At 56.7% G+C, this 24,007-nt stretch carries 21 protein-coding genes, 2 rRNA genes and 1 pseudogene (1 of these 24 cut by a window edge); 18 read left to right on the top strand and 6 right to left on the bottom strand.

All coding sequences use genetic code 11. The features are described 5' to 3' along the window. The first annotated feature begins 13 nt into the window (after positions 1–13). Both AC1ME2_RS22355 and AC1ME2_RS22350 read left to right on the top strand, forming a co-directional pair. Complete coding sequence (locus AC1ME2_RS22355) at positions 14–481, top strand: flagella synthesis protein FlgN (RefSeq protein WP_480436848.1); 468 nt, start codon at positions 14–16, stop codon at positions 479–481. 83 nt (positions 482–564) lie between these two features. Next, entirely contained in the window at positions 565–1,308 is a 744-nt protein-coding gene (locus tag AC1ME2_RS22350; protein WP_480436846.1) for a flagellar brake protein, read from the top strand. 142 nt (positions 1,309–1,450) lie between these two features. On the opposite strand, the gene AC1ME2_RS22345 is transcribed toward AC1ME2_RS22350, so the two are convergent. Continuing rightward, positions 1,451–2,761, bottom strand: a complete 1,311-nt coding sequence (locus tag AC1ME2_RS22345; protein ID WP_480436843.1) for an MFS transporter — start codon at positions 2,759–2,761, stop codon at positions 1,451–1,453. 77 nt (positions 2,762–2,838) lie between these two features. Then, positions 2,839–4,080 carry a glutamine synthetase family protein gene (locus tag AC1ME2_RS22340; RefSeq protein WP_480442281.1) on the bottom strand — a complete coding sequence of 414 codons (1,242 nt, stop codon included), beginning with the start codon at positions 4,078–4,080 and terminating at the stop codon, positions 2,839–2,841. A 684-nt stretch (positions 4,081–4,764) separates the two neighbouring features. Between AC1ME2_RS22340 and AC1ME2_RS22335 the strand changes: the two genes are divergently transcribed. The 8 genes from AC1ME2_RS22335 to AC1ME2_RS22300 all read left to right on the top strand — a co-directional run bounded on the left by AC1ME2_RS22335 (position 4,765) and on the right by AC1ME2_RS22300 (position 13,222). Then, on the top strand, positions 4,765–5,796 hold the full coding sequence (locus AC1ME2_RS22335; RefSeq protein WP_480436841.1) for a glycosyltransferase family 2 protein: 1,032 nt from the start codon (positions 4,765–4,767) through the stop codon (positions 5,794–5,796). After that, positions 5,796–6,920: an NAD(P)/FAD-dependent oxidoreductase gene (locus AC1ME2_RS22330; protein WP_480436840.1), complete on the top strand. Its 1,125-nt coding sequence runs from the start codon at positions 5,796–5,798 to the stop codon at positions 6,918–6,920. Before AC1ME2_RS22335 ends, AC1ME2_RS22330 begins: the two co-directional genes overlap by 1 nt. Continuing rightward, positions 6,904–8,391: a hypothetical protein gene (locus AC1ME2_RS22325; RefSeq protein WP_480436838.1), complete on the top strand. Its 1,488-nt coding sequence runs from the start codon at positions 6,904–6,906 to the stop codon at positions 8,389–8,391. The genes AC1ME2_RS22330 and AC1ME2_RS22325 overlap by 17 nt, the downstream gene beginning before the upstream one ends. Then, complete coding sequence (locus AC1ME2_RS22320) at positions 8,384–9,187, top strand: NAD-dependent epimerase/dehydratase family protein (RefSeq protein WP_480436836.1); 804 nt, start codon at positions 8,384–8,386, stop codon at positions 9,185–9,187. Before AC1ME2_RS22325 ends, AC1ME2_RS22320 begins: the two co-directional genes overlap by 8 nt. Beyond that, positions 9,184–10,020: a sugar phosphate isomerase/epimerase family protein gene (locus AC1ME2_RS22315; protein WP_480436835.1), complete on the top strand. Its 837-nt coding sequence runs from the start codon at positions 9,184–9,186 to the stop codon at positions 10,018–10,020. Before AC1ME2_RS22320 ends, AC1ME2_RS22315 begins: the two co-directional genes overlap by 4 nt. Further along, positions 10,017–10,373, top strand: coding sequence for an EamA family transporter (locus AC1ME2_RS22310; protein WP_480436834.1), 357 nt, complete (start codon positions 10,017–10,019; stop codon positions 10,371–10,373). Before AC1ME2_RS22315 ends, AC1ME2_RS22310 begins: the two co-directional genes overlap by 4 nt. Before the next feature lie 11 nt (positions 10,374–10,384). Continuing rightward, on the top strand, positions 10,385–11,191 hold the full coding sequence (locus AC1ME2_RS22305) for a glycosyltransferase family 2 protein (protein ID WP_480436833.1): 807 nt from the start codon (positions 10,385–10,387) through the stop codon (positions 11,189–11,191). A gap of 105 nt (positions 11,192–11,296) precedes the next feature. Further along, a complete protein-coding gene (locus tag AC1ME2_RS22300) occupies positions 11,297–13,222 on the top strand; it encodes a DNA topoisomerase III (protein ID WP_480436832.1) in 1,926 nt (641 codons plus the stop codon). Between the two features lie 33 nt (positions 13,223–13,255). On the opposite strand, the gene AC1ME2_RS22295 is transcribed toward AC1ME2_RS22300, so the two are convergent. Then, positions 13,256–14,242, bottom strand: a complete 987-nt coding sequence (locus tag AC1ME2_RS22295; protein WP_480436831.1) for a GlxA family transcriptional regulator — start codon at positions 14,240–14,242, stop codon at positions 13,256–13,258. 123 nt (positions 14,243–14,365) lie between these two features. Here AC1ME2_RS22295 and AC1ME2_RS22290 point away from each other — a divergent pair, with 123 nt between their 5' ends. The 6 genes from AC1ME2_RS22290 (at position 14,366) to argE (ending at position 19,423) form a co-directional block, all read left to right on the top strand. Then, on the top strand, positions 14,366–14,905 hold the full coding sequence (locus AC1ME2_RS22290; protein ID WP_480436829.1) for a cytochrome b: 540 nt from the start codon (positions 14,366–14,368) through the stop codon (positions 14,903–14,905). A gap of 48 nt (positions 14,906–14,953) precedes the next feature. Beyond that, positions 14,954–15,526, top strand: a complete 573-nt coding sequence (locus tag AC1ME2_RS22285) for a YceI family protein (RefSeq protein WP_480436827.1) — start codon at positions 14,954–14,956, stop codon at positions 15,524–15,526. A gap of 230 nt (positions 15,527–15,756) precedes the next feature. Next, on the top strand, positions 15,757–17,085 hold the full coding sequence (locus AC1ME2_RS22280; RefSeq protein WP_480436826.1) for a flavin-containing monooxygenase: 1,329 nt from the start codon (positions 15,757–15,759) through the stop codon (positions 17,083–17,085). A gap of 68 nt (positions 17,086–17,153) precedes the next feature. Beyond that, positions 17,154–17,570 carry a RidA family protein gene (locus AC1ME2_RS22275; RefSeq protein WP_480436824.1) on the top strand — a complete coding sequence of 139 codons (417 nt, stop codon included), beginning with the start codon at positions 17,154–17,156 and terminating at the stop codon, positions 17,568–17,570. Positions 17,571–17,597: 27 nt separating this feature from the next. Continuing rightward, positions 17,598–18,275 (top strand): DUF1028 domain-containing protein, encoded by a 678-nt coding sequence (locus AC1ME2_RS22270; RefSeq protein ID WP_480436822.1) that lies wholly within the window; start codon positions 17,598–17,600, stop codon positions 18,273–18,275. Next, positions 18,272–19,423 (top strand): acetylornithine deacetylase, encoded by a 1,152-nt coding sequence (gene argE, locus AC1ME2_RS22265; RefSeq protein WP_480436821.1) that lies wholly within the window; start codon positions 18,272–18,274, stop codon positions 19,421–19,423. Before AC1ME2_RS22270 ends, argE begins: the two co-directional genes overlap by 4 nt. Positions 19,424–19,439: 16 nt before the next feature. Here the strand turns inward: argE and AC1ME2_RS22260 are convergent, their stop codons facing one another. Continuing rightward, the gene (locus AC1ME2_RS22260) at positions 19,440–20,351 is read right to left on the bottom strand and encodes a LysR family transcriptional regulator (protein ID WP_480436819.1); all 912 of its coding nucleotides are present in this window, start codon (positions 20,349–20,351) and stop codon (positions 19,440–19,442) included. A 253-nt stretch (positions 20,352–20,604) separates the two neighbouring features. Here AC1ME2_RS22260 and AC1ME2_RS22255 point away from each other — a divergent pair, with 253 nt between their 5' ends. Next, positions 20,605–22,020 (top strand): purine-cytosine permease family protein, encoded by a 1,416-nt coding sequence (locus AC1ME2_RS22255; protein WP_480436817.1) that lies wholly within the window; start codon positions 20,605–20,607, stop codon positions 22,018–22,020. Between the two features lie 129 nt (positions 22,021–22,149). Continuing rightward, positions 22,150–22,979 (top strand): annotated as a pseudogene (tnpC, locus tag AC1ME2_RS22250) (IS66 family transposase); the annotation flags it as partial. Between the two features lie 186 nt (positions 22,980–23,165). Here the strand turns inward: tnpC and rrf are convergent. Further along, positions 23,166–23,281 (bottom strand): 5S ribosomal RNA (gene rrf, locus AC1ME2_RS22245). Between the two features lie 147 nt (positions 23,282–23,428). After that, positions 23,429–24,007: ribosomal RNA gene (locus AC1ME2_RS22240) — 23S ribosomal RNA — on the bottom strand (it continues 2,312 nt past the right edge of the window).

The raw sequence follows: 24,007 nt of genomic DNA, 5'->3' as shown, positions 1-24,007 counted from the left end.
CTCAGAGCATGCAATGCACGACACTACTCTATTGCAACTGATCACCGACGATGTCGCCCCGGCACAGAAGCTGCTGGAGCTGCTGCACGCCGAATCACTGGCGCTGCATGGTCGGGATATGTTCTTACTCGAAGATATTCTTGCGCAGAAACAATCGCTGGTGATCATGCTTGAACAGCGTGGCCGCAAACGCAGCCAGATTCTTGCCAGCCTCAATTTGAAGCCTGATCGTCAGGGTCTCGAGGAACTGGCGCGCAATTCATTGATCGGTGACGCGCTGATCAGTCAAGGCGACAAACTCAGCGAGCTGATGAGCCACTGCCGAGCAGCCAACGAATTCAATGGCGACTTGATCAAGGTACAGCAAGTGTCCACTGCCCATCAGATGAGAATTCTCACCGGCGGCGAAGCACCCATGCTGTATGACAATCGCGGGTCGACAGCCAGTGTCAATAAGCCGCGCCCACTGAGCCAAGCGTAAATTTCCTGTATCAAGGCATCGAACATGCTGGCAAAATGCCCGCAATCGCGTGCTATTGTATTTTGCCTGGAGATGGATGAACCGTGTTCAATGCCTTAAGCGCGGAAGATGCTCCGCAGCCACCAAAGGTACTCACCACACCTTTGGAAATTGCCGCCAACCTGCGGCTAATGCTCGACAGTCATGACCCTCTGATTATTACCTTTCATGAGCGCACTCAGCGCTTTCAAAGCTATCTGATCGAGGTCGACGGTAAAGAGATTGCTTTCGACGAAATGATCCCCCGAGACGGCGAACGGTTCCTGACCAGCGGCGAACCCTTTCGCGTCGAAGGATTTCATGACGGTGTTCGTATCGCGTGGGAATGCGAAGATACGCTGGCCATAAGCGACCATGGAGATCATCGCTGCTACCGTGGCCCCATGCCTAAGGAAGTGGTTTATCACCAGCGCCGCAGCGCCTTTCGGGCCGCACTGAAACTGGCTCAATTGGTCGATATAGAAATCAATGGTGACAAGCTGAAAGTACCGCTGGTCGGCAAGCTTTTGGATATTTCTGCCACCGGCTGCAAATTGCGATTTAAAGGTGATATTTCCGAGCAGCTGCAATTGGGTCAGGTCTATGAGCGCTTCGTCGCTGCCCTGCCTTTTGGCAAGATGACCGCGCCAGTCGAGTTGCGTTACCTGCATTTCGAAGACCGAATCAACATCACCTTCGCCGGGGTGCGCTTCCACAACATGAGTGGCCTGGTCCAGCGCCAGGTTGAGCGATTCGTTTATCAGTTACAGCGCGAAGCGCGGCGATTCGATAAAGACGACGACTTCTGATCGCGCTTGCGACATGAGCGATTGCGGTGCAATACCTACCGCAATCGCCCTCCGCCCCTGTACTGCGTCTCCCCGCTCTTCATAACTCGCAATCGTCCGCGATCAAACAGGCTTGCCAGCGCGCTCTGTCGCTGCCTTGCAATCAGGGTTGCGGCTCCTCTTCGGTTTCCGGCTCTACCTGCGGCTCGACCGTCGTCTGCATCTGATCCTGAACCACCTGTTCATCCACGCGCGGGTCCAGCGCGACCACCAACGGTGAGCTGGACATGCTGTCCGGCATAGCCACGTGTTGCAACGGTGCATCCTCGACCTGGTGCAGATTGGTCACAGCCTTGGGCCGGATGCGCCAGACCAGAATCACAGCGGCAAAACAGACGAACGCATAGAGCATGTTGCTGCCGAACATCTTCATCAGTACACCCGCAGCCAACGGACCAATGCTGGCGCCTATACCGTAGGTCATCAGCAACATGGCGGTCAGCGACACACGGCGCTCGCCTTCAACGTGGTCGTTGGAAAAGGCCACGGCCAACGGATAAAGACAGAACTGCATCAAAGAGGCGAAGAAGCCGACCCCGAACAATACTTCCACAGGCACCTGCGGCATGACCGCCAAGGGAAAAGCCAACAAGGCCAGCGCACCGGCAAAAATGCGAATCAACAACGCCCGGTCATAGCGATCCGACAAGCGCCCGAGCGGCCATTGCACTAACAGCCCCGCGAGAATACAGCTCCCCATGAACAAGCCCACGGCCTCTGTGGACAACCCCTGCTGGGAGGCATACAGCGGCGCCAGACCATAGAACGAGCCGATGATCAGCCCCGCCCCCAATACGGTACTCAGCGATTGCGGCACCCGCTTGAGGAAAAACCGTGGTTCCAGCGGTGCCGGGTGCATGGGCGCAGGGTGAATACTGCGGGTCATTGCCACCGGCACAAGGCACAGAGCAAAGCACAGCGCGACCAGCATCAGCAGTTCGAGCCCAAGCGCCGGGTGAATGACTAGAATCAGCTGCCCCAACACCAGACCAAGGTAAGACGCGATCATGTAACCGCTGAATACGGCGCCACGCTGTTTGGCATGCGCCTGCTCGTTGAGCCAACTTTCGATGACCATGTACTGACACATCATGCCAAGGCCCACGATCATCCGCAGGAACAACCACGCGGGCAGCCAATCGATCAGTCCGTGCCCCAACACCGCAGCACCAACAATACCCGCGCAGGTGGCATAGGCGCGAATGTGCCCGACCCGGCCGATCAGTCGGTGACCGATCTTGCCACCCAGCACCAGACCGAAGTAGTTGGCCGCCATCAACGCACCGACCCACAGGCCATCGACCTGATCAGCCGCCAGGCGCAAGGCGAGATAGGTGCTTAACAGACCCGAGCCGATGAGCATCATCAGCGAGGCGAAATAAAGCGCTCGAAAGGACTTCCAGATTTGACGCATCGACGTTCCAGGCTTTCCGCATATAAAGGAGCAAAAGAATGGAGCCACCCGAACGGGCGACTCCAAAACCACAGTTTCTAAGCCTGAGCAGCCAGCACACGCCTTTCCCAGGGGGTAATTTCATCAAAAAAGCTGGTGAGTTCCATGCTCTTCGAAGCGATATAGCCTTCGATGAACACGTTACCAAACAGCTCTTTTGCCAATTGGCTACGCTTCAGACGCTCCAGTGCGGCATGTAAGGTACATGGCAATGACAAGTCATCCGGCACCTTGATCTCACCCTGTATCGGCGCCGTGGGTTCCAACGCATGTTCAATACCATAAAGACCGGCTGCAAGGCTCGCGGCAATTGCCAGATAGGGGTTGGCGTCCGCACCGGGCAGACGATTCTCCACCCTTCGGGCGACCGGCGCACTCGCCGGGATACGCAGGCCCGCGGCGCGATTGTCGTGGGACCAGCAAGCATTGTTAGGCGATGCATACGGATGACACAGACGCTGGTAGGAGTTCACGTTCGGCGCAAACAGCGCCGTAAAATCCGCCATGCCCGCTTGCTGCCCCCCGATAAAATGCCGGAAGGTCGCGGTCGGATTGCCACTCTCGTCACTGAACACATTGCCCCCCGAGTGCAGGTCCACCACGCTTTGATGAATATGCATCGAGCTACCCGGCGTGTGTGCCAAGGGCTTGGCCATGCACACCACGGTCAAGCCATGCTTGAGCGCAACTTCCTTGAGCAGGTGCTTGAACAAAAATGTCTGATCGGCCAGTAACAAGGGGTCGCCATGCAACAGGTTGATCTCGAACTGGCTGACACCCATTTCGTGCATAAACGTGTCGCGCGGCAGGCCCAACGCCGCCATGCATTCGTACACCTCTTTGAAAAACGGGCGCAGACCATTATTAGAGCTGACGCTGAAGGCCGAATGACCTTGCTCGCGACGACCATCAAGGCCCAGTGGCGGCTCGAAAGGTTGAGTCGGATCGGTATTGGGCGCAAACACGAAGAACTCCAGCTCGGTCGCCACCACCGGCGCCAAGCCACGCGCAGCATAACGAGCGATGACCGCCTTGAGCTGGCCACGGGTCGACAGACTGGACCCTTCCCCGGTCAGTTCATCCGCATCGCAAATCGCCAGCGCTCGCGGGTGCTCGCTCCAGGGCAAACGGTGAATCTGGGTAGGATCGGCAATCAGTGCAAGGTCACCGTCATCGCTCCCGTAAAATCGCGCCGGTGGATAACCACCCATGATGCATTGCAGCAACACACCACGCGCAAGCTGCAAACGCCGCCCTTCGAGAAAGCCCTCGGCGGTCATCACCTTGCCCCGTGGCACACCGTTCAAATCTGGCGTAACACATTCAATCTCATCAATGCCCGCCAATCGCTCCGCGAGGGAACGGAGGTCATTAATCATCATGACTCTAAATCCTTTATTGTTTTATAAGCCGTTGAACGGCGATCTGTACAAAATACGCATCACCCGTTCGAAATTTCAAGCATCCCGACGAAAATCCTTCTCGTCAAAAAAATAGCAGAAACCACATTGTAGGCAGGCACCCTTTAAATGTGCACTGGCCTTTTCAAGTCTTTTTTGGCGCTCGCCTAGCGGAGTGTGGGTCACTGGTCTAGCCTGCTTTCAGTAGCTTTACGCCATGAAAAAGTGCAGCGCTCGTGCGTTGATACCTTTTTGTTTTCTGGATCGGACAGTATCTGGCAAGCACTCTGGGACATTTTTTTGTGACTATTTTAACCTTCCGCCCCACGCCCCCTCCTTGCTGTCGCCCTCGACAACACCCTGTTGTGCTCCGGTTTATTGCTGACCACTGGTCCGACGTTCGTCTGAGGTCAGCCCTTGCGGCGGTCCCGGCCGTCAACCGTGCCCCCTGCGTCGGCATTGATCGTGCCCAGCCCAACGACATCGATTTGATCCAGCTTAAATGCAGCCTCAGGCGCGACACCCAGCGCCCGATATTTATTGGCTTTTTAAAGAGAATTTAAAATGGCATTTTTTCCCTGTTTTTTATCTGTCGTTTTCGTTGTCCGCAATCAAGCGGAAAGTCTTGAGGGCATACTTTTTAACGCCGGTTCCGTGATCGCCTCCATTGTCAGTGATTATGAGTTGATCATTGTTGACAACGCGTCGGTCGACGACAGCATTACCGTCCTGAAACGGCTGACAGGCGAACATGGATTTGCCAACTTGCAGGTGTACGCACTGACAAAGGAAGTGGATGCCGACACCGCCTCATGGGTTGGGCTGGAAAATGCGCTGGGTGATTTTGTGGCCGTCATTGACCCTACGACGGACGACATAAAATTTATGCCGAATATGCTAGAGCAAGCGATCGGCGGCGCTGATGTGGTCTTTGTCAGCAACCAGCAACGGTGTGTACAAAGCTTCGCCTACCGCTGCGCTTACACGCTATTCCATATACTCTATCGCTGGTTCAACAGTATTCATCTCGCCACAGAAGCGCCGCAATACCGACTCATTAGCAAGAAAGTAATCAATTTCATTCTGCAACATCCAAAGCCGGCCATAACCTACCGTCATTTACCTGCAACGGGCGGCTTTGCCCGGTCTTACCTCCGTTACAACTACGTGGCGGCGCCAAAATCCCAGCCCCCCAAACGGTTGGGGGACAGCATCGACCGAGGCATGCGCTTGCTGGTGTCAACTACTCGCGCGCCCATGCGACTGGTGACGGCCCTCTCCACGTTTGGCGCAATGATCAACCTGGTTTATTGCGTCTACGTCGTCGCCGTCGGTTTTTTAAAAGCGGACGTCGCGCCTGGCTGGATCAGCCTTTCGTTGCAACAGTCGGGCATGTTTTTTCTGATCTCACTGGTGCTTCTTGTGCTGGGTGAATACATCCTGAACATGGCCAGTTTTTCCAATGAAGGCCCGCTCTACCATGTGGGACAAGAGTTCACCAGCGCTCGTATGACGCGGCGTGAAAAGCTGAATATCGAAGAGGTGTCATCAACGACCGATGAGGCGACAGCCTTTGTCAGTGAGCGAGTGTCCTGATGCCAGGTACCGATCCACACTACGACGCCGTGATTATCGGCGGCGGATTTTATGGTTCGGCTATTGCTGTGTACCTGGCCAGGCAGCGAGGCCTCAAACGCATCGTACTGGTAGAGCGTGAGCCGGCGCTGTTGATGCGCGCCTCGTATAACAATCAGGCGCGTGTACACAATGGATACCATTACCCACGCAGTTTCACCACGGCGTATCGAAGCCGGATAAACCTGCCCAAGTTCGTGCGTGATTGGCCCGAAGCAGTCACCCAGGATTTCACCAAAGTCTATGCGATTGCCAGCCATAACTCGAAAGTCACGGCAAAACAGTTCGAGCGGTTTTGTCGGGATATTGGCGCCCGGACTCAGCGTGCCGATCCCGCGTTGCGCAAACTGTTTGAACCGCGGCTGATCGAAGATGTGTTCCTAGTTGAAGAGTATGCATTCGACGCCACGAAACTGGCGAGCTGGGCGGAACGAGAGCTGAAAGCATGCGGTGTACAGATCCGCTATCAGACCCGAGCGACTGCCATTTCCAAAGGACCGAGCGCGACGCTACAGGTGGCGGCTGAAACGGAGGACAGCGCCCCGGACCTGATCTCTTGCCGTTATGTATTCAACTGCACCTATAGCGGTTCCAACCAGTTCAAGGGTGATTTCCCCGGTGTTCGAACCGGTCTGAAACAGGAAATCACCGAAATGGCCCTGATGCAGATGCCTCCCGCCCTAAAAGGTTTGGGGATTACTGTGATGGATGGCCCTTTCTTTTCGATCATGCCATTTCCTGCCCGCGGACTGCATACGCTATCCCACGTCCGCTTCACGCCCCACCTGCACTGGAATGATGAGCAAGGAATAGACCCCTACGAAAAGCTCATGAACCACGACCGCACAACCCGCGTTGACCGTATGGTCAGGGATGTGGGGCGCTATATCCCGTCTGTATTCGAGGCCAGGTATATCGATTCGTTATTCGAAGTCAAAACCATTCTAGCCAAGAATGAGGGTGATGACGGGAGGCCCATTCTTTTCGAGAAACATGCGGAGTTACCTGGCTGCTATTCAGTGCTCGGCGGAAAAATTGACAATATTTATGATGTGTTGGAGAAGATTAATGAAGAAATTTTTTGATCTGCCCTCCGTCTGTACCGGGGTCGCCCTGCTACTGTTAGCCAGCATATTTTTAACGCTAGCGTCACGTTCTGTGTGGCTGGATGAAGCCATGCTTCTGAAAAACATTATCGAAGTGAACACGCTGAACGGCTTTATGACACCGTTACCCTATTACGATCAGGCAGAGCCAGTACCGGCGTCATTCTTCTTTAAAGCGGTGATGGCGATTTTCAACTACGACATCAAGCCTCTGAGGCTGTCCGTATTGGCGGCGTCAGTGCTGATGATCTTGCCCGTCTCTCTCCTGTATAAACAATACAAGTGGGGGCTTTTTGTTTTCCTGGTAGCGGTCATAGGCAATACGTTTTCTTCTGGCTTTCACGTGACGGAGCTTAAGTATTATTTTCTTGAAGTGAGCGGGAGCTTTTTGGCTATCTTCGCGATTTGGGAAGCTGAAGAACATAAAAACATTTTTTGGGCCCTTTTGATTGCAGCCGTTATCAGCGCAATAGGGTTTTCCACCCTCATTGTTTCAGGAGGGTTGTTAGGGTATGCGTTTCTCTGGTTCCTGACCAACAGCGAGCGCCCCCGACGCAACGCAACGATAGTCGCCTTTTTATGTTCGACTGCGTGCATTGCCTTCTCGTATTTTTACATGAAACACCTCACTATTTATCAGCTGACCAACTACGCTGAGTACGGTGAAAAATCTTTTTCAGTATCGATCAGTACGTTGGGTAACGCGATATTAGGGGCCTACGGCAAGGCACTGCTAATAACGTCCTGCCTGTCGAGCATTGCACTGTTTACGTTCAGCAATAGAGGATTTATTTTCAGGCTGAATTTATTCTTTTGCGCCTTGGTGCTTGTCGTAGTAGCCGGCAAGATTTTTGGTTTTTATCCGGCCACCTATCCCCGGCATGTGATCTGGCTGATTCCCTTCAGCCTGGTTATTTCCAGCTGTGCAATCCTTGAGTTCACATCAAGCCCTCTAAAAACCTTCAAGGTGCTGGGCTGGACTCTGTTTATCATTTTAGCGTTTCAGGCGGGCAAAGCAGGGTACAAGAATTTTACAGGCGATAATTACGAATACACGGCCAACAATAGTTTGTACGAGTACCTTGCAGGCATGGAGGCCAGTAACATTTTGGTTTACCCGGATGCACAACCGTCTCTCGAGTATTACTTGCTGTTGGATAACCGGCTGAACAAGCATCACTTCATCAGCGTGCTCGATGAAACGACTCAGACTAGAGACCCGTCCATGGAAAAACAAATAGTCTCCGAGTTAATCAGGACATTATTTGAGCGCCGGCCAGCCGGTCAGTTTTACTTATTACTTTCACACATGGATCGCCATGACGATGAGACGGGCTATGCGGCAGTGGTTGAATCTGAAATAAGCAAGTTTGACTGTCACTACACGTCGGTTCTTTATGTCCATAATGCCGAGCTACTGCGTATGCGTTGCGGGGTAAATCATGAATAACGTGAATGATTGCTTGATTGGATTTACCGGATTTGCCGGGTCGACGCTTGCGAAGCAGACAGTCTTTGACGCCAATTATCGATCCATCAATATTGGCGATATTGATGGCAAGTCATTCGGTACCGTTGTCTGTGCTGGCGCACCCGCGCAAAAATGGATCGCTAACCGCGAACCTGAAGCGGATCGGCAGAAAATCGAAGGCCTTATCGACCACCTGAAAACCATCCAGTGTAAAACCTTCATATTGATCAGCACGGTCGATGTCTTCAAAACAGCCGTGGGCGTTGATGAAGACACGCCCGTCGATGAGTCCGGGCTGCATGCTTATGGTCTGCACCGCCGACTGCTGGAGAAGTTTGTCGAAAGCCACTTCCCCCATTATTTGATCGTCCGCCTGCCTGGGCTGGTTGGGCCAGGCCTGCGCAAGAATGTCATCTTCGATTTTTTGAATGACAACAATCTTCAGGCCATTGATAGCCGCGGTGTCTTTCAGTTCTACCCTATGGTCAATCTCTGGTATGACATTCAAACTGCGCTGAACGCCGGCTTGAAGTTGGTTCACCTCACGGCAGAACCCATCAGCGTGGCGGATATTTCGCAACAGGGTTTCGGCAGGCCGTTCACCAATGCCTTGGCTAACCCGATAGCGACCTACGACATGCAGACCAAGCACGCTCACGTGTTTGGTGCCGCCGGTCGCTACCAGTACCGCGCACGTGAAGCGGTTCAGGCTGTCAGGGCCTATGCGCAGTCAGAACCGCACATGATCCAGTCCGTTCTGGGGAGTAGCGCATGAGGCTGGCGATCTCCAATATTGCGTGGGACACCACAGAAGATGAAGAGATCGCCACGCTCCTTCAGCGCTTTGCAGTCGATGCGATTGATGTCGCACCCGGCAAGTATTTCCCTATGCCCGCCCAGGCTACAGATGAGCACATTGCTCAGGTCAAAGGCTGGTGGGCCGGGCGAGGCATCGAAATCACCGGCATGCAGGCGTTGCTGTTTGGCACCAAGGGCTTGAATGTCTTTGGCTCACCTGAGAGCCAGCGCGCACTGCTGCAACATCTGACGGAGGTCTGTCGCATAGGCTCGGGGCTGGGCGCCACACGCCTGGTTTTTGGCTCACCGAAAAACCGGGATCGCACCGGGCTGAATGACCAGAAAACGCTGGACGTGGCGGTGTTTTTTTTCAGGCACTTGGGGGCAATCGCCAAGCTGTACGGTGTGACGGTCTGCCTGGAACCCAATCCCACCTGTTATGGCGCCAACTTCATGACCACCAGCGCTGAAACGGCCTTGGTGGTGAAGCAGGTGGCGCATTCCGCCATCAAAATGCAACTGGACACAGGCGCGCTGACTATCAACGCTGAAGATCCGCGCGCGGTGCTGCAAGACTGCGCCGCCCTTATCGGGCATGTGCATGCCAGTGAGCCTGACCTGCTTCCTCTGGGGGATGGCGGCACTGATCATGGGCAGGTGATGATCGCCCTGGAACACTTTATCCCCAACCATGTGGTGTCCATCGAAATGCTGGCCACCAAAAATGAACCGCATGCGGTGTCGATTGAGCGAGCGCTGAACGTGGCGATCCAGCATTACCGCAAGCATGGCCTGGAGGCCGACGTATGAAGTGGCTCATCCTGCTTATTGGCATTTTTTCCAACGCTTCCGCCAGTGTTCTGGTGAAGATGGCCATGATGCCGCCGCGCAAGTTTCCATCCCTCGGTGACCCTCTGGGCGCGCTGAGTAATTGGCCATTCTGGCTAGGCCTCGGGCTATATGGCGGCGCTTTTTTACTCTATGCCGCAGCGCTGGCGCGCCTCCCGCTGAATGTGGCGCACCCGGTGCTGACCGCCGGAGCGGTGGCGACCGTGGCGTTGTCTTCGGTGCTGATTTTTCGTGAACCCTTCCACTGGACGACAGGGGCCGGGATCGTACTGGTAATCGCTGGCGTAGCGCTGATTACAGCGCGCGTCGCCTGATGGTAAACATAATGACTTCTGATATTCCTTCTGCCATTCGTAGCGCCTGGCAAGTGCCGTCCTTTGAAACGCCTCTATGGCTCGGCCGTCAGCACCCTTGGTGCATTGTGATTCCGGTCGTCAATGAAGGGGAACGAATCAAGCGTCTGCTGAGCCGAATGGCGGCCCTTAACCTCCACGGTATCGCCGACATCATCATCGTGGATGGCGGGAGCACCGATGGCTCGCTGGCATTGGACGCGCTGCAACAGGTCGGTGTTCGTGGGCTGCTGGTCAAGACCGCACCGGGCAAGCTAAGCGCCCAGCTCCGCTGCGCTTACGCCTTTGCACTCGATCAAGGCTATGCAGGCATCGTTACGATTGACGGCAACGACAAGGATGATCCAGAAGCCATCCCGCGGTTTATTGAAGCGCTCAAGCAAGGCGTCGATTTCGTCCAGGCGTCCCGTTTCGTCTCAGGTGGCGTCGCAGAGAACACGCCAAAATCGCGCGACTTCGCGATCCGCTTTATTCATGCGCCGATGCTGAGTGTGTCTTCCGGGTTTAAGTGGACCGACACCACCCAGGGTTTTCGTGCCTACAGTCGCACGTTGCTGCTGGACCCGAAAGTCGCGCTATTTCGTGATGTGTTCATGACTTACGAATTGCTTGCCTACCTCTCCTATCGCGCGCCGAAACTGGGTTATCGCTGCGTTGAGCTACCGACCGTGAGGCGTTACCCCAAAGGCGAGGTGCCGACCAAGATCAGTAGCGTCAAAGGCAACCTGTCAGTGCTGGAGGTGCTGTTTCGTGCTTGTTTCGGGCTTTACAACCCATAACCCTGTACCGATACAAACTGTATATCCATACAGATAAAGGTTGCCTGAACACCCAACACTGCGCATGCTGCACGTCATCCCGGCAACAAATGAACGATGATGACCATGCGGCTCTTCCTGTGCGAAAAACCTTCCCAGGCCAAAGACATCGCCAAAGTGCTCGGCGCCACCCGACGTGGCGACGGTTGCTGGGTGGGATCGAACATAACGGTGACCTGGTGCATCGGCCATCTGCTGGAAGCCGCACCACCCGACGCCTATGACACCCGCTACAAACGCTGGAATCTGGCCGATCTGCCCATCGTTCCCGAAAAATGGAAGATGCTGGTCAAACCGAAGACTGCGGGTCAATTTAAAACCGTCAAACGCTTGCTCGGCGAAGCCCATGAGCTGGTCATTGCCACCGATGCCGACCGTGAGGGCGAGATGATTGCCCGGGAATTGGTGGAGCATTGTCGGTATCGCGGACCGATTCAACGACTCTGGCTGTCGGCGCTGGACGATGCCTCGATCCGCAAGGCATTGGCCCTGCTCAAGCCTGGTGCCGAGACATTCAGTCTCTACCATTCGGCGCTGGGCCGCTCCCGTGCCGACTGGCTGATCGGCATCAACATGAGCCGATTATTCACGTTGCTCGGGCGCCAGTCCGGCTATCAGGGTGTATTACCGGTGGGTCGCGTACAGACACCGACCCTTCGCCTGGTGGTGGACCGCGACCGCAGCATTGCTGATTTCGTGCCCGTCCCGCACTGGTCCATCGAAGTACAGCTCATCAGCGGTGAGACGTCTTTTTCTGCGCAATGGCGCGCGCCAGAAGACGCGTGCGACGAGCAGGGTCGCTGTCAGGACCAAACGCTGGCCAAAGAGGCTGCTGCGATGTTGCGCAACGCCGTTGATGCCCAGGTGACCACGCTGCGCACGGAGCGTATTCGCGAGGCGCCGCCGTTGCTTTTTGACCTGGGTACGTTGCAGGAAGTGTGCTCGAAAAAACTGGGGCTTGGCGCACAGGAAACCCTGGATATCGCCCAGGCGCTCTACGAGAATCACAAAATCATCACCTACCCGCGCAGCGATTGCGGCTACTTGCCACTGAGCCAGCACAGCGAGGCAGCGACAATACTGGCTGGCCTGGGGCGTGCCGACCCAGGCTTGGTCGACCTGCTGAAGCACGTCGACCCGCAGCGCCGTTCACGGGCTTGGAACGACGCCAAGGTCAGCGCCCACCACGGCATCATCCCGACTGCCGCAACGACAAACCTTGGGCGCCTGGAAGGCAAACAACGGGCAGTCTACACCTTGATACGCGCACGCTATCTGGCGCAGTTCCTGCCAAACCACGAATACGATAGAACCCAGGCGGACTTCGAGTGCGCCGGGCAGGCATTGCGAGCGGTGGGCAAGCGAATCGTCGAACCTGGCTGGCGGCGTGCGCTGCCACAAGCGCTGACGCCCACTAAAGGTAACGAACCCCCTCCCCCGCAGGCACTCCCAGCCTTGATCAAGGGACAAGTTTGCGCCGTTAAGGAGGTAACGCTGAAGGATCTATGGACCCAGCCGCCAAAGCCCTTCACCGAGGGCGATTTGATCAAGGCGATGAAAAACGTTGCCAAGCTGGTAAGCGATCCCCGGCTTAAGCAGAAACTCAAGGACACCACGGGTATCGGTACCGAGGCGACACGCGCCGGGATCATCCAGGGATTGCTGGACCGAGGTTACATGACCAAACAGGGTAAGGCATTGGCCGCCACCCCCGCAGCGTTCAGCCTGATCGATGCCGTCCCCCGCGCCATCGCCGACCCCGGCACCACCGCTATCTGGGAGCAAGCACTGGATATGGTGCAAAGCGGCGAGATGAGCCTGGAAGATTTCGTGGCCAAACAGTCAGCCTGGATGAGCAAACAAGTGGCGCGCTGCACCGGCCTGAACTTGACCATCACCGGCCCCGCGAGCCCGCCCGGAGGCGTCGGCGCCTTCAGGAAGAAGAAACGCAAAACAGCCACCCGCAAAGTCGGGACGGGTAAATCAACCTGAAAAGCCCCGCCAGTGAACGGCCCCCATTGAGGATCAACGTTTGGAAGCATCGTGATCGATGGGCGCCCCGAAGCTCATGCGAAACTGTTGCGGCGAAACCCCTAGCCGCCTTTTGAACACACTGCGCATGTGATAGGCGTCGCGAAAGCCACAGTGGTAGGCCACGGTTTTCAACGGTAAGTTGCCGCTTTCCAGAATCACTCGTGCCGCGTCTACTCGCGCCCGCTCGACAAATTCTGCCGGGGTGACTTTAGACTCCCGAACAAACACCCGAGAAAAATTGCGCTGGCTCATGTTGGAGGCTTTGGCCAGCTCGGCGATGGTCAGATCACCCGTCAGGTTTGCCAGCACGTACTGCTGAACCTCCGCGACGGGTGAAGACGCTTGCGCGTGGGGTGTCAGAAAAGGGCTGAATTGCGATTGCCCGCCTGAGCGCTGAGTGAACACCACCAGACGCTTAGCCACCTTCAAGGCGACTTCCGGACCATGATCCTTCGACAGCAGATACAATGACAGATCAATGCCCGACGTCACGCCTGCCGACGTGAACAGTTCGCCGTCCTGCACATAAAGTCGATCAGCCTCGACCTGTGTCGTCGGGCATAAGGTGGCCAGTGCGGCGGCATCACTCCAATGAGTCGTTGCTGTGCGGCCATCCAGCAGCCCCGCGCGCGCCAACATAAAGGCGCCATTACAGATCGAGCCAAAGCGATTCGAGCGCTGGCTCTGCTCAATCAACCACGCATAAAACGCGTCACCAAAATGCTGTTGTGGAAGGCCCGGCCCGCCTGCGCACAGCAGCAGGTCGTACCCTTCCAGTGCTTCGCTGAAATGCCGGTGGGCCTGGATCGCCAACCCGTTCGAACAGTGCAGCAGGCCACGCTCCACACCAATAACATCCAGCAAGTAGTGCTCTTCCGGTAGAAGAAACCGATTCGCCTCCGCGAACACGTCCATCGGTCCCGTTACGTCCAGGGACTGCACGCCGGAAAAAACCACAAGCGCAACCGTTCTAGTCATCGAATCTAGTCATCAAAAAAAGCTCCTGGATTGGTGGGCCCATATACTGGGCATGACCACCCTCTAATTCGTCTAACCTTAAGTTATCCCCAGCCCCCCCCGGCAGGTTGAGGCGGAGTACTCATGACGCAGCGTTACACCCGCACGGCGATTGCCCTCCACTGGCTCGTGGCTCTGGGGCTGATCGGCACCTTCGCGCTCGGTTTCTACATGCCCGACATTCCACTTTCGCCGACCAAGCTGAAACTGTTCTCATGGCACAAGTGGGCAGGCGTGACCCTGTTTTCCCTGGTACTTATACGACTCGCCTGGCGCCTGACCCACCCCGTACCACCTCTGCCAGCGGCGACCTCGGACGTGTTGCGTTTCACGTCCCATGCCATGCATTGGCTGCTGTATGCCCTGATGATCGCGATTCCAGTCAGCGGCTGGCTGATGGGGTCGGCGAAAGGCTTCCAGACCGTGTGGTTTGGAGTCCTGCCACTGCCGGATCTGCTTCCCAAGGACCCGGCGCTGGGTGACCGCTTGAAGGACGTGCATGAGGTGCTCAACTTCACGTTGCTCGGTCTCGTGATCGCCCATACGGGTGCCGCACTGAAGCATCACTTCATCGATCACGACGATGTCCTCACGCGCATACTACCGCTCAAGAGCAAAAACTGACCCACGGCACTTCACTCCATGACGCTCGCGCCCCAACCGGAGAGTCCTATGAGTTATCGATTCCTGACGTCTGCCGCGTTGGCCGTTGCACTCTCGCTCGGCGCCTTGACCTGCGCCCACGCCGTTGAATACAAGCGAGTCAACGCGGCTGCCAGCCAAATCGCCTTCACTTACACCCAGATGGGCGCGAGGGTGTACGGCAGTTTCGGCAAGTTCGACGCCAAGCTCGATTTTGACTCGGCCAACCCCGCAGCCGCCCACGCAGAGCTCACCATCCAACTCGCCAGCATCGACGCTGGCACCAGCGACGCCAACAGCGAACTGCAAAAACCCGCATGGTTCAACACCGCCGCGTATCCCGTGGCGAAGTTTGAATCGAGCAGCGTGAGGGTGCTAGACAACAACCGCTACGAGGTCACCGGCACGCTCTCGCTCAAGGGCCACACCCGAGACGTCAGCGCGCAGATCATTTTGAAGCCGCAGAACTCCATCGGCGTATTCGATGGCGAATTCATCCTGAACCGCGCCGACTTCAATATCGGTGAGGGCGAGTGGGCTGATGTCGGCATCATTTCCAACGATATCCACATCAAATTCCGCGTGGTCGCTCCTGCACAGTAATGCCCTGACGTAATGTCGTTAGACGTCTGTATGGAGAACGCCAGTGGTGCCGTGAAATCGCATCAGTTTTTGGACGCGATCCTTGCCGACAAAGGCTCTGCATCAGTTATTTATCGTCAATTACCAGCTTAATAATATTTTACCAATACAGGGGTGATCCCTAGTCTTGCCCCAAGAGATGGCAAGCCATGTCCGACTTGAATCCAGCTGCTTTTTAGAAGGGTGTAGAGATGACCATTGATAAAATAAAAATAGATACGCTTGTTGTTGGCGCCGGTCAGGCTGGGGTGGCCATGAGTGAACACCTGAGCAAACTCGGCGTGTCCCACCTCGTGCTGGAGCGCAATCGTATCGCCGAACGCTGGCGCACCGAACGCTGGGATTCGCTGGTTGCCAACGGTCCGGCCTGGCACGATTGTTTTCCGGGGCTTGAGTTCGACGATCTCAGTCCCGACGGCTTTGCCCCGAAGGAACGGGTTGCGGATTATTTCGAAGCCTATGCCAAGAAGTTCAATGCGCCCATCCGCACCGGCGTGGAAGTAAAGAAGGTGGAACGCAATGTTGGCCGGCCGGGCTTCACCATTGAAACTTCCGAGGGCGTGATCGAGGCCAGCCGTGTGGTGGCCGCCACCGGACCTTTCCAGCGTCCGGTTATCCCGCCGATCGCCCCGCAAGATCAGCCATTCACCCAGATCCACTCCGCCGAATACCGCAATCCAGCGCAACTGCCCGAGGGCGCCGTTTTGGTCGTGGGCGCCGGGTCGTCGGGGGTGCAGATCGCCGATGAATTGCAGCGTGCCGGCAAGCAGGTTTACCTCTCGGTTGGCGCACATGATCGCCCTCCTCGCGCCTATCGCAACCGTGACTTCTGCTGGTGGTTGGGCGCGCTCGGCGAATGGGATCAGGCCGCCATGAAGCCAGGCCGGGAACACGTCACCATCGCCGTCAGCGGTGCGCATGGCGGCCGCACGGTGGATTTCCGCGGGCTTGCTCATCGCGGCATGACGCTGGTTGGCCTGACCCAATCGTTCAAGGGTGCCGTGGCGACCTTCCAGCCGAATCTTGCCGACAACCTGGCGCGCGGCGATGAGAACTATCTGGCGCTGCTCAATGCGGCTGACGCCTACATCGAGCGCAATGGTCTGGACCTGCCAGAAGAACCTGAAGCCCGGCATACCTTCGCGGACCCGGCGTGTGTGACCCATCCGATTCTTGAGCTCGACCTGGCCGAGGCCGGCGTGACATCGATCATCTGGGCAACCGGTTTTGCCGTTGATTACAGCTGGCTGAAGGTCGACGCCTTCGACGCCAATGGTAAGCCGCAGCATCAGCGGGGCGTTTCGAGCGAGCCTGGCGTGTATTTCCTGGGCCTGCCATGGCAGTCGCATCGTGGCTCCTCGTTCATCTGGGGCGTTTGGCACGACGCCAAGCATGTGGCTGATCATATCGCCACGCAGCGTAAGTACCTCGCCTACAGGGATGCCGCGCAACGCCAGGCAGAAGACTGCGAAACCGCACCGGCCGCACCGGCCGCCAATAAAACAACGGTAACCGCTTGATGCTCAAAATCCGCACCGGCGGTTGAACCGCCGGGCCAGGTTTTGCCTTTCTTCCCTAGGAGCTTCAGATGTCCAAGCCAACCCATACCCGAATTCGCATGTTCAACACCAAAGAAACCTACCCTAACCAGAGCCTGGACAATGACTTGTGCCAAGCGGTCCGGGCTGGCAACACCGTCTATGTTCGTGGCCAGGTCGGCACCGACTTCGACGGCAACCTGGTGGGTCTCGGCGACGCTCGTGCGCAAACCGAGCAAGCCATGCACAACGTCAAACAGTTACTGGAGGAAGCCGGCAGCGACCTCAGCCACATCGTTAAAACCACCACCTACCTTATCGATCCTCGTTACCGCGAGCCGGTCTATCAGGAAGTAGGCAAGTGGCTTAAAGGGGTCTTTCCGATCTCGACCGGTCTGGTGGTATCGGCACTGGGCCAGCCGCAGTGGCTGATGGAAATTGACGTGATTGCCGTGATCCCCGAGTAAACAGCCCGACTAAACAGGAGCCAAGACATGACCTTTTCCATCGCAGCACGTTGCCCCGAAACCGGTCAGTTCGGCATTGCTATCAGTTCATCGAGTATCGCCGTCGGCGCACGCTGCCCATGGCTGCGTCCCGGCGTCGGCGCCGTATCGACCCAAAACATCACCTTGCCGTCACTCGGCCCGGAAGTACTCGATCTCATGGAGCAAGGCCTTGCGCCCGCCGAGGCCCTGGACAAGGTCTTGACCCGTAATGGCTATAGCCAGTATCGACAGATCACCGTGATTGACCATCTCGGTCAGACCGCGCACTTCAGCGGCACGCAAACGTTGGGCAACCATAATGCCGTGTCGGGCGAGCAATGCGTGGCTGCCGGTAACATGCTGGCCGATCGTTCGGTGATCGAGGCGATGGTCAAGGCATTCGAAAATGGTGAGGGTCAACTGACCGATCGCTTGCTGGCGGCGCTGAAAGCGGCTGTGGCGGCGGGAGGCGAAGCCGGGGCCGTGCATTCTGCCGCTGTGGTGGTGGTCGGCGAGCTGACCTGGCCGATTATCAACCTGAGGGTTGATTGGGCTGATCAGGATCCGGTCAGCCAATTAGAACAGTTGTGGGGTACCTATCGCCCACAGGTTCAGGATTACATTGATCGTGCCCTGGACCCCGCCAAGTCGCCTGGCTACGGTGTCGCTGGAGACGACAGATGAGTAAAAGCCTCGATTTGCTTAAAGCGTTGGTGGCGTTTGACACCACGAGCCGCGAATCAAACCTGCACCTCATCGAATTTGTCCGGGACTACCTCGCACGCTTCGATGTGCCTTGCGAGCTGATCTACAACGACCAGCGCAGCAAGGCCAATCTCTTCGCGACAATCGGCCCGAAGGATCAGCCCGGCATCGTGCTGTCGGGACACACCGATGTGGTGCCCGTTGACGGCCAGCCGTGGACCGTTCCTGCGTTCCAGCTCACTGAGCGCGACGGCAAGCTGTACGGCCGCGGCACAGCGGATATGAAAGGCTATATCGCCTGCGTACTCGCCTTGGTTCCGTCCCTGGTGAAGGCCCCTCTTCGGCTACCGGTGCATATCGCGCTTTCCTACGATGAAGAAGTCGGCTGTCTTGGGGCCCGCTCGCTGCTGAAAGCACTCGAGCAGCGCCCGGTCAAACCGATGCTTTGCATCATTGGCGAGCCGACCGAGCTCAAACCGGTGCTTGGCCATAAGGGCAAACTGGCCATGCGCTGCGATATTCACGGTGAAGCGTGCCATTCCGCGTATGCCCCGCTCGGGGTGAATGCCATTGAATACGCCGCAGAACTGATTGGTGAACTCGGGCGGATTGGCAACAGACTCAAAGCGCCAGAGCATCACGACGCTCGTTTCGATCCGCCGTTCAGCACGGTGCAAACCGGGGTCATCTCCGGCGGCAAGGCCTTGAATATCGTCCCCGCCGATTGCCGCTTTGATTTTGAAATCCGCGCGCTGCCCTCACAGGACCCAGGTGTTGTTGCGCAAGAGCTGAAGACTTACGCCGAGCAGCAGGTGTTACCCCGCATGCGCGCCGTGAGCAATCAGAGCGCTATCCGCTTCAGTGAGTTGGCGGCGTATCCCGGTTTGGCCACCGATGCTCGCAGCGAGGCGGCTGAGCTGATCGCCGCATTCTCGGGCTCCAGGGAGTTCGGTACAGTGGCGTTCGGCACCGAGGGCGGGCTGTTTGACGCGGCGGGTATTGCGACGGTGGTCTGCGGGCCGGGTAGCATGGATCAAGGCCACAAGCCGGACGAGTTTGTCAGCCTGGCGCAACTCACAGGCTGCGACGCAATGCTGCAACGGATGCTGTTATCGATTTGCAGCTAAGTCGCGATGGCCCGAGCTAGGTATACAGTCGGGCCAGTTCTTCCTGGCAATAATCAACGAACAGTTGCACCGGCTTGGTCAATTGCGCTCGGCGCAGCCAGGCCGCGGATAAACCTGAGCCCGTCACCGTTTCGGCCAGCGGCACACACACGACTTTTTGCCCGTCATAGGTGTATTCAGAAAATGGCTTGGTTACCAGAATGGAAAACCCAAAGCCCCGCCCGACCATGCCCCTGACCATCTCGATGGAAGGTGAGCTGAACACGATGTGCGGCCTCAGCCCGCGCTCTTCAAAAATGCTGACGAAATAGGTCCGGCTGGGCACCACGTCCAGCAAAATCATCGGCTCCAGTACCAGGTCGTCCAACGACACCTTCGCCTGTTGCGCGAAGCGGTGGTCCGCCGGCAGCAAAGCGTATGGCTGCTGGGGCGGCATCAGCGGAACCGTCTCGATCGTGCTGTCCAGGTCATGTTCGAACAGCATCGCCATGTCGATGCTGCCGGCGGTCAGTGCCTGCACCAATTCCTGCTGCTCCCCATCCCGAATACGTATCTCCACACCCGGCCAGCGCTCTCTGAAACCTGCGATCAAACGTGGCAGGTAGAGCGGTGCAACCGTTTCAAAGCAGCCAATATCGATCTGCCCCGCCACCACATCATTGTCAGCCAGCGCATTCTGCTCAAACTCGTGAGCGACCCGCAGCAGCTCAAGCGCTTTTCGGTAAAAACGCGACCCGCTCGGCGTCAGTGAAACACCCTGCGCGTGATGCCGAATAAACAGCTGCACGCCAAAGCTTTCTTCAAGGTGTTTGATGGCGGTCGACACCGACGGTTGGGCGATATAGAGCTTGCGCGAGGCTTCAGCCACGCTGCCGCAGTCGGCGGCGGTGACAAAATACCTAAGCTGTCGCAGGTTGTAAGCGGCCATGCGGACCTCCAGAAAAGTCGGATTACGCCCCCAATCAGTAAGACACAAATAGGTATTTTTTGGGCGCACGACCAACGCTGAACATACCGGAGGCGCAAAAACCACGGGCATACTTTTTTTAACGTCTAGAGCAACAAACTTAATAATTTATCTATCCCGGCGCATTGCACATCATCACTCCAACAAGAAAAGCGTCGTTCGTGCGGCGCTCACCGAAGTACGTCCACGTACTCACTTTGCCTTGGAGTTCGCCATGGTCACCTCTGCAACAACCTCCGCTCCGCTCATCGAAAAACACACGATTGGATACGTGCCTCCCGAAGATCGCCATGGAAAGGTAAGAGACCTGTTCACCCTCTGGTTCGGCGGCAACATCGCGCCGCTGCCCATCGTCACCGGTGCCCTGGGTGTGCAACTGTTTCACCTGAACCTGGTGTGGGGCATCGTCGCCATTCTGGTTGGGCACCTGCTCGGCGGGGTGCTGATGGCCTTGCACTCGGCGCAAGGCCCACAGATGGGCATTCCGCAAATGATCCAGAGCCGCGCCCAGTTCGGCTCGCTCGGCGCACTGCTGGTGGTGCTGATCGCCGGGGTCATGTACATCGGCTTCTTCGCCTCCAACATCGTCCTGGCCGGTAAATCACTGCATGGCGTGATCGACAGCGTGCCAGTGCCGGTGGGCATCGTTATCGGCGCCCTCGGTTCGGGCATCATCGGCATCATCGGCTACCGCTTCATCCACGTGCTCAACCGCATCGGCACCTGGGTGCTCGGCGCTGGCATTGTGCTGGGCTTCGGCTACATCTTCACCCACGTGCAGACCGTCGACTTCCTCACCCGCGGCAGCTTCAACATCTCCGGCTGGCTGGCCACTGTCTCGCTGGCAGCGCTCTGGCAAATCGCGTTTGCACCCTACGTGTCCGACTACTCGCGTTACCTGCCGGCCAATGTGCCCGTGGCTTCGACCTTCTGGACCACCTACCTGGGCACTGTGCTCGGCTCCAGCCTTTCGTTCATCTTCGGCGCCGTAGCGGTACTGGCAACACCCGTGGGCATGGACACCATGGACGCGGTAAAACTCGCCACCGGCTCCATCGGCCCGTTGATGCTGTTGCTGTTTCTACTCAGCGTGATCAGCCACAACGCCCTCAACCTGTACGGCGCCGTGCTGTCGCTGATCACCCTGGTGCAGACCTTCGCTGATCGCTGGATCCCGACCGCCAAGAGCCGCGCAGTCATCTCGATCATCGTCCTGGCGAGTTGCTGCTTTGCCGCCGTCGGCGCCTCGGCTGACTTCATCGGCCACTTCGTCGACATGGTGCTGGTGCTGCTGGTGGTACTGGTGCCGTGGACCGCGATCAACCTGATCGACTTCTACGTCATTCACAAAGGCCAGTACGACATTGACTCGATCTTCCACGTCGATGGCGGCATTTATGGGCGTTATAACCCTCAGGCGCTGTTGGCCTATGCGATTGGTATTGCCGTGCAGATTCCGTTCATGAACACGCCGTTGTATGTCGGGCCGATTTCGGCGCACATCGATGGTGCGGATTTGTCCTGGTTGGTGGGTTTGCTGGTGACTTCACCGCTGTATTACTGGCTGGCCAGCCGCGATAGCGCCTATAAGCGCCGGTTGTCTACCGGGAAACTGGCTAACGGCGTGTGAAACAGCAGGACAGACCAGGATTTCAAAATCCGCAGAACGGAAAAATCGTGGTCTGTCCCTGTTATGCGTTATGTGCAGGTCCGCAAAACCCGTAGAAACTCCCCCATTGTGGCGAGGGTGCTTGCTCCCGCCGGGCTGCCGCGCATTGAAGTTATCCACGAACTGCCCGAACACGAACTGACCTGTGCCTGCGGTTGCCGCAAACACACCATCGGTGAAGAAACCAGCGAACAGCTGGAGATCGTGCCAATGCAGATCCGCGTCATCAAACACATCCGCAAAACACAGGAGGTGCCTTTGCGCCTGCTCGAAGGTTATCGCGGCTACGTGATGACGGACGATTACGCCGGTTATAACGCCTTGGGCGCGCAACCGGGCGTTACGCGACTGGCTTGCCTGGCGCACGTTCTACGGAAGTTCGTCGAAGCGCAAAAAATGCAGCCCAAGGGCAAGACTGGGCGTGCCGATATAGCCGTGACGATGATTAACAAGCTGTACGGCATCGAGCGTGAACTCAAAGACGTGAGCGATGAACAACGCGTTGTCGGTCGGCAGGAAAAGAGTTTTCCGGTCCTGGCGCAACTGAAAAGCTGGCTAGAGAAGACACATCCCCAGATTACGCCGCAGAGCGTGCTGGGCCGAGCCGTCAGTTATCTGGCCAGCAACTGGAGCCGGTTGGAGCGCTACGTGGAAGCCGGCTTTTTACCCATCGACAACAACGTCGCCGAAAGAGCAGTAAAGCCGTTTGTGATAGGTCGTAAAATTGGCTGTTCAGCGATACGCCCAGAGGTGCGACGGCCAGTGCCCAGATCTACAGTCTGGTCGAAACCGCCAAGGCTAACGGCCAGGAACCCTATACGTGGCTGCGCCACGTACTTGAGCGGTTGCCACATGCATCGTCGGTAGAAGCGTTTGAAGCCTTGCTGCCGTGGAACTGCTCGCCAGAGATGCCAAGGTAAACGTAAAGCCCATCTAACGGTACGTGGGGTTTATGGGTCGCATGCAAAAAAACCACCGATCTGGTGGTTTTTTTATATCTATCGATTGGGCTTTACGCGTCGCCACGTGCAACTTTTTAGGCCTGTCTTTCTTGCGCACAAACAAAACCCCTGTCTGCGTAAGCAAACAGGGGTTCTGGAATTTAATCTTGACGATGACCTACTCTCACATGGGGAAACCCCACACTACCATCGACGATGCATCGTTTCACTGCTGAGTTCGGGATGGGATCAGGTGGTACCAATGCTCTATGGTCGTCAAGAAATTCGGCTGCCGGCTCGTGGTGCTTGCGCGCAACGGGCCAACTAATGGGATGTGATAGATTTGTGTGTTGGCTGCAAACTTTCGACATGTATCGTCTTCACACACATCAATCTGCTTTTCTCTCAGCAGATTGCTTGGGTGTTATATGGTCAAGCCTCACGGGCAATTAGTATTGGTTAGCTCAACGCCTCACAGCGCTTACACACCCAACCTATCAACGTCGTAGTCTTCGACGGCCCTTCAGGGGACTCAAGGTCCCAGTGAGATCTCATCTTGAGGCTAGTTTCCCGCTTAGATGCTTTCAGCGGTTATCTATTCCGAACGTAGCTACCCGGCAATGCCACTGGCGTGACAACCGGAACACCAGAGGTTCGTCCACTCCGGTCCTCTCGTACTAGGAGCAGCCCCTCTCAAATCTCAAACGTCCACGGCAGATAGGGACCGAACTGTCTCACGACGTTCTAAACCCAGCTCGCGTACCACTTTAAATGGCGAACAGCCATACCCTTGGGACCGGCTTCAGCCCCAGGATGTGATGAGCCGACATCGAGGTGCCAAACACCGCCGTCGATATGAACTCTTGGGCGGTATCAGCCTGTTATCCCCGGAGTACCTTTTATCCGTTGAGCGATGGCCCTTCCATACAGAACCACCGGATCACTAAGACCTACTTTCGTACCTGCTCGACGTGTCTGTCTCGCAGTCAAGCGCGCTTTTGCCTTTA

The sequence above is a fragment of the Pseudomonas sp. ASL9 genome (assembly GCF_056680335.1).
This window is presented reverse-complemented; position numbering and strand designations above follow the sequence as displayed.

Coding starts and splice junctions, on each gene's coding strand:
- AC1ME2_RS22355 (WP_480436848.1), top strand. CDS start 14: ATGCACGACACTACTCTATTGCAACTGATCACCGACGATGTCGCCCCG.
- AC1ME2_RS22345 (WP_480436843.1), bottom strand. CDS start 2,761: ATGCGTCAAATCTGGAAGTCCTTTCGAGCGCTTTATTTCGCCTCGCTG.
- AC1ME2_RS22340 (WP_480442281.1), bottom strand. CDS start 4,080: ATGACCGCCGAGGGCTTTCTCGAAGGGCGGCGTTTGCAGCTTGCGCGT.
- AC1ME2_RS22335 (WP_480436841.1), top strand. CDS start 4,765: ATGGCATTTTTTCCCTGTTTTTTATCTGTCGTTTTCGTTGTCCGCAAT.
- AC1ME2_RS22330 (WP_480436840.1), top strand. CDS start 5,796: ATGCCAGGTACCGATCCACACTACGACGCCGTGATTATCGGCGGCGGA.
- AC1ME2_RS22325 (WP_480436838.1), top strand. CDS start 6,904: ATGAAGAAATTTTTTGATCTGCCCTCCGTCTGTACCGGGGTCGCCCTG.
- AC1ME2_RS22320 (WP_480436836.1), top strand. CDS start 8,384: ATGAATAACGTGAATGATTGCTTGATTGGATTTACCGGATTTGCCGGG.
- AC1ME2_RS22315 (WP_480436835.1), top strand. CDS start 9,184: ATGAGGCTGGCGATCTCCAATATTGCGTGGGACACCACAGAAGATGAA.
- AC1ME2_RS22310 (WP_480436834.1), top strand. CDS start 10,017: ATGAAGTGGCTCATCCTGCTTATTGGCATTTTTTCCAACGCTTCCGCC.
- AC1ME2_RS22305 (WP_480436833.1), top strand. CDS start 10,385: ATGACTTCTGATATTCCTTCTGCCATTCGTAGCGCCTGGCAAGTGCCG.
- AC1ME2_RS22300 (WP_480436832.1), top strand. CDS start 11,297: ATGCGGCTCTTCCTGTGCGAAAAACCTTCCCAGGCCAAAGACATCGCC.
- AC1ME2_RS22295 (WP_480436831.1), bottom strand. CDS start 14,242: ATGACTAGAACGGTTGCGCTTGTGGTTTTTTCCGGCGTGCAGTCCCTG.
- AC1ME2_RS22290 (WP_480436829.1), top strand. CDS start 14,366: ATGACGCAGCGTTACACCCGCACGGCGATTGCCCTCCACTGGCTCGTG.
- AC1ME2_RS22285 (WP_480436827.1), top strand. CDS start 14,954: ATGAGTTATCGATTCCTGACGTCTGCCGCGTTGGCCGTTGCACTCTCG.
- AC1ME2_RS22280 (WP_480436826.1), top strand. CDS start 15,757: ATGACCATTGATAAAATAAAAATAGATACGCTTGTTGTTGGCGCCGGT.
- AC1ME2_RS22275 (WP_480436824.1), top strand. CDS start 17,154: ATGTCCAAGCCAACCCATACCCGAATTCGCATGTTCAACACCAAAGAA.
- AC1ME2_RS22270 (WP_480436822.1), top strand. CDS start 17,598: ATGACCTTTTCCATCGCAGCACGTTGCCCCGAAACCGGTCAGTTCGGC.
- argE (WP_480436821.1), top strand. CDS start 18,272: ATGAGTAAAAGCCTCGATTTGCTTAAAGCGTTGGTGGCGTTTGACACC.
- AC1ME2_RS22260 (WP_480436819.1), bottom strand. CDS start 20,351: ATGGCCGCTTACAACCTGCGACAGCTTAGGTATTTTGTCACCGCCGCC.
- AC1ME2_RS22255 (WP_480436817.1), top strand. CDS start 20,605: ATGGTCACCTCTGCAACAACCTCCGCTCCGCTCATCGAAAAACACACG.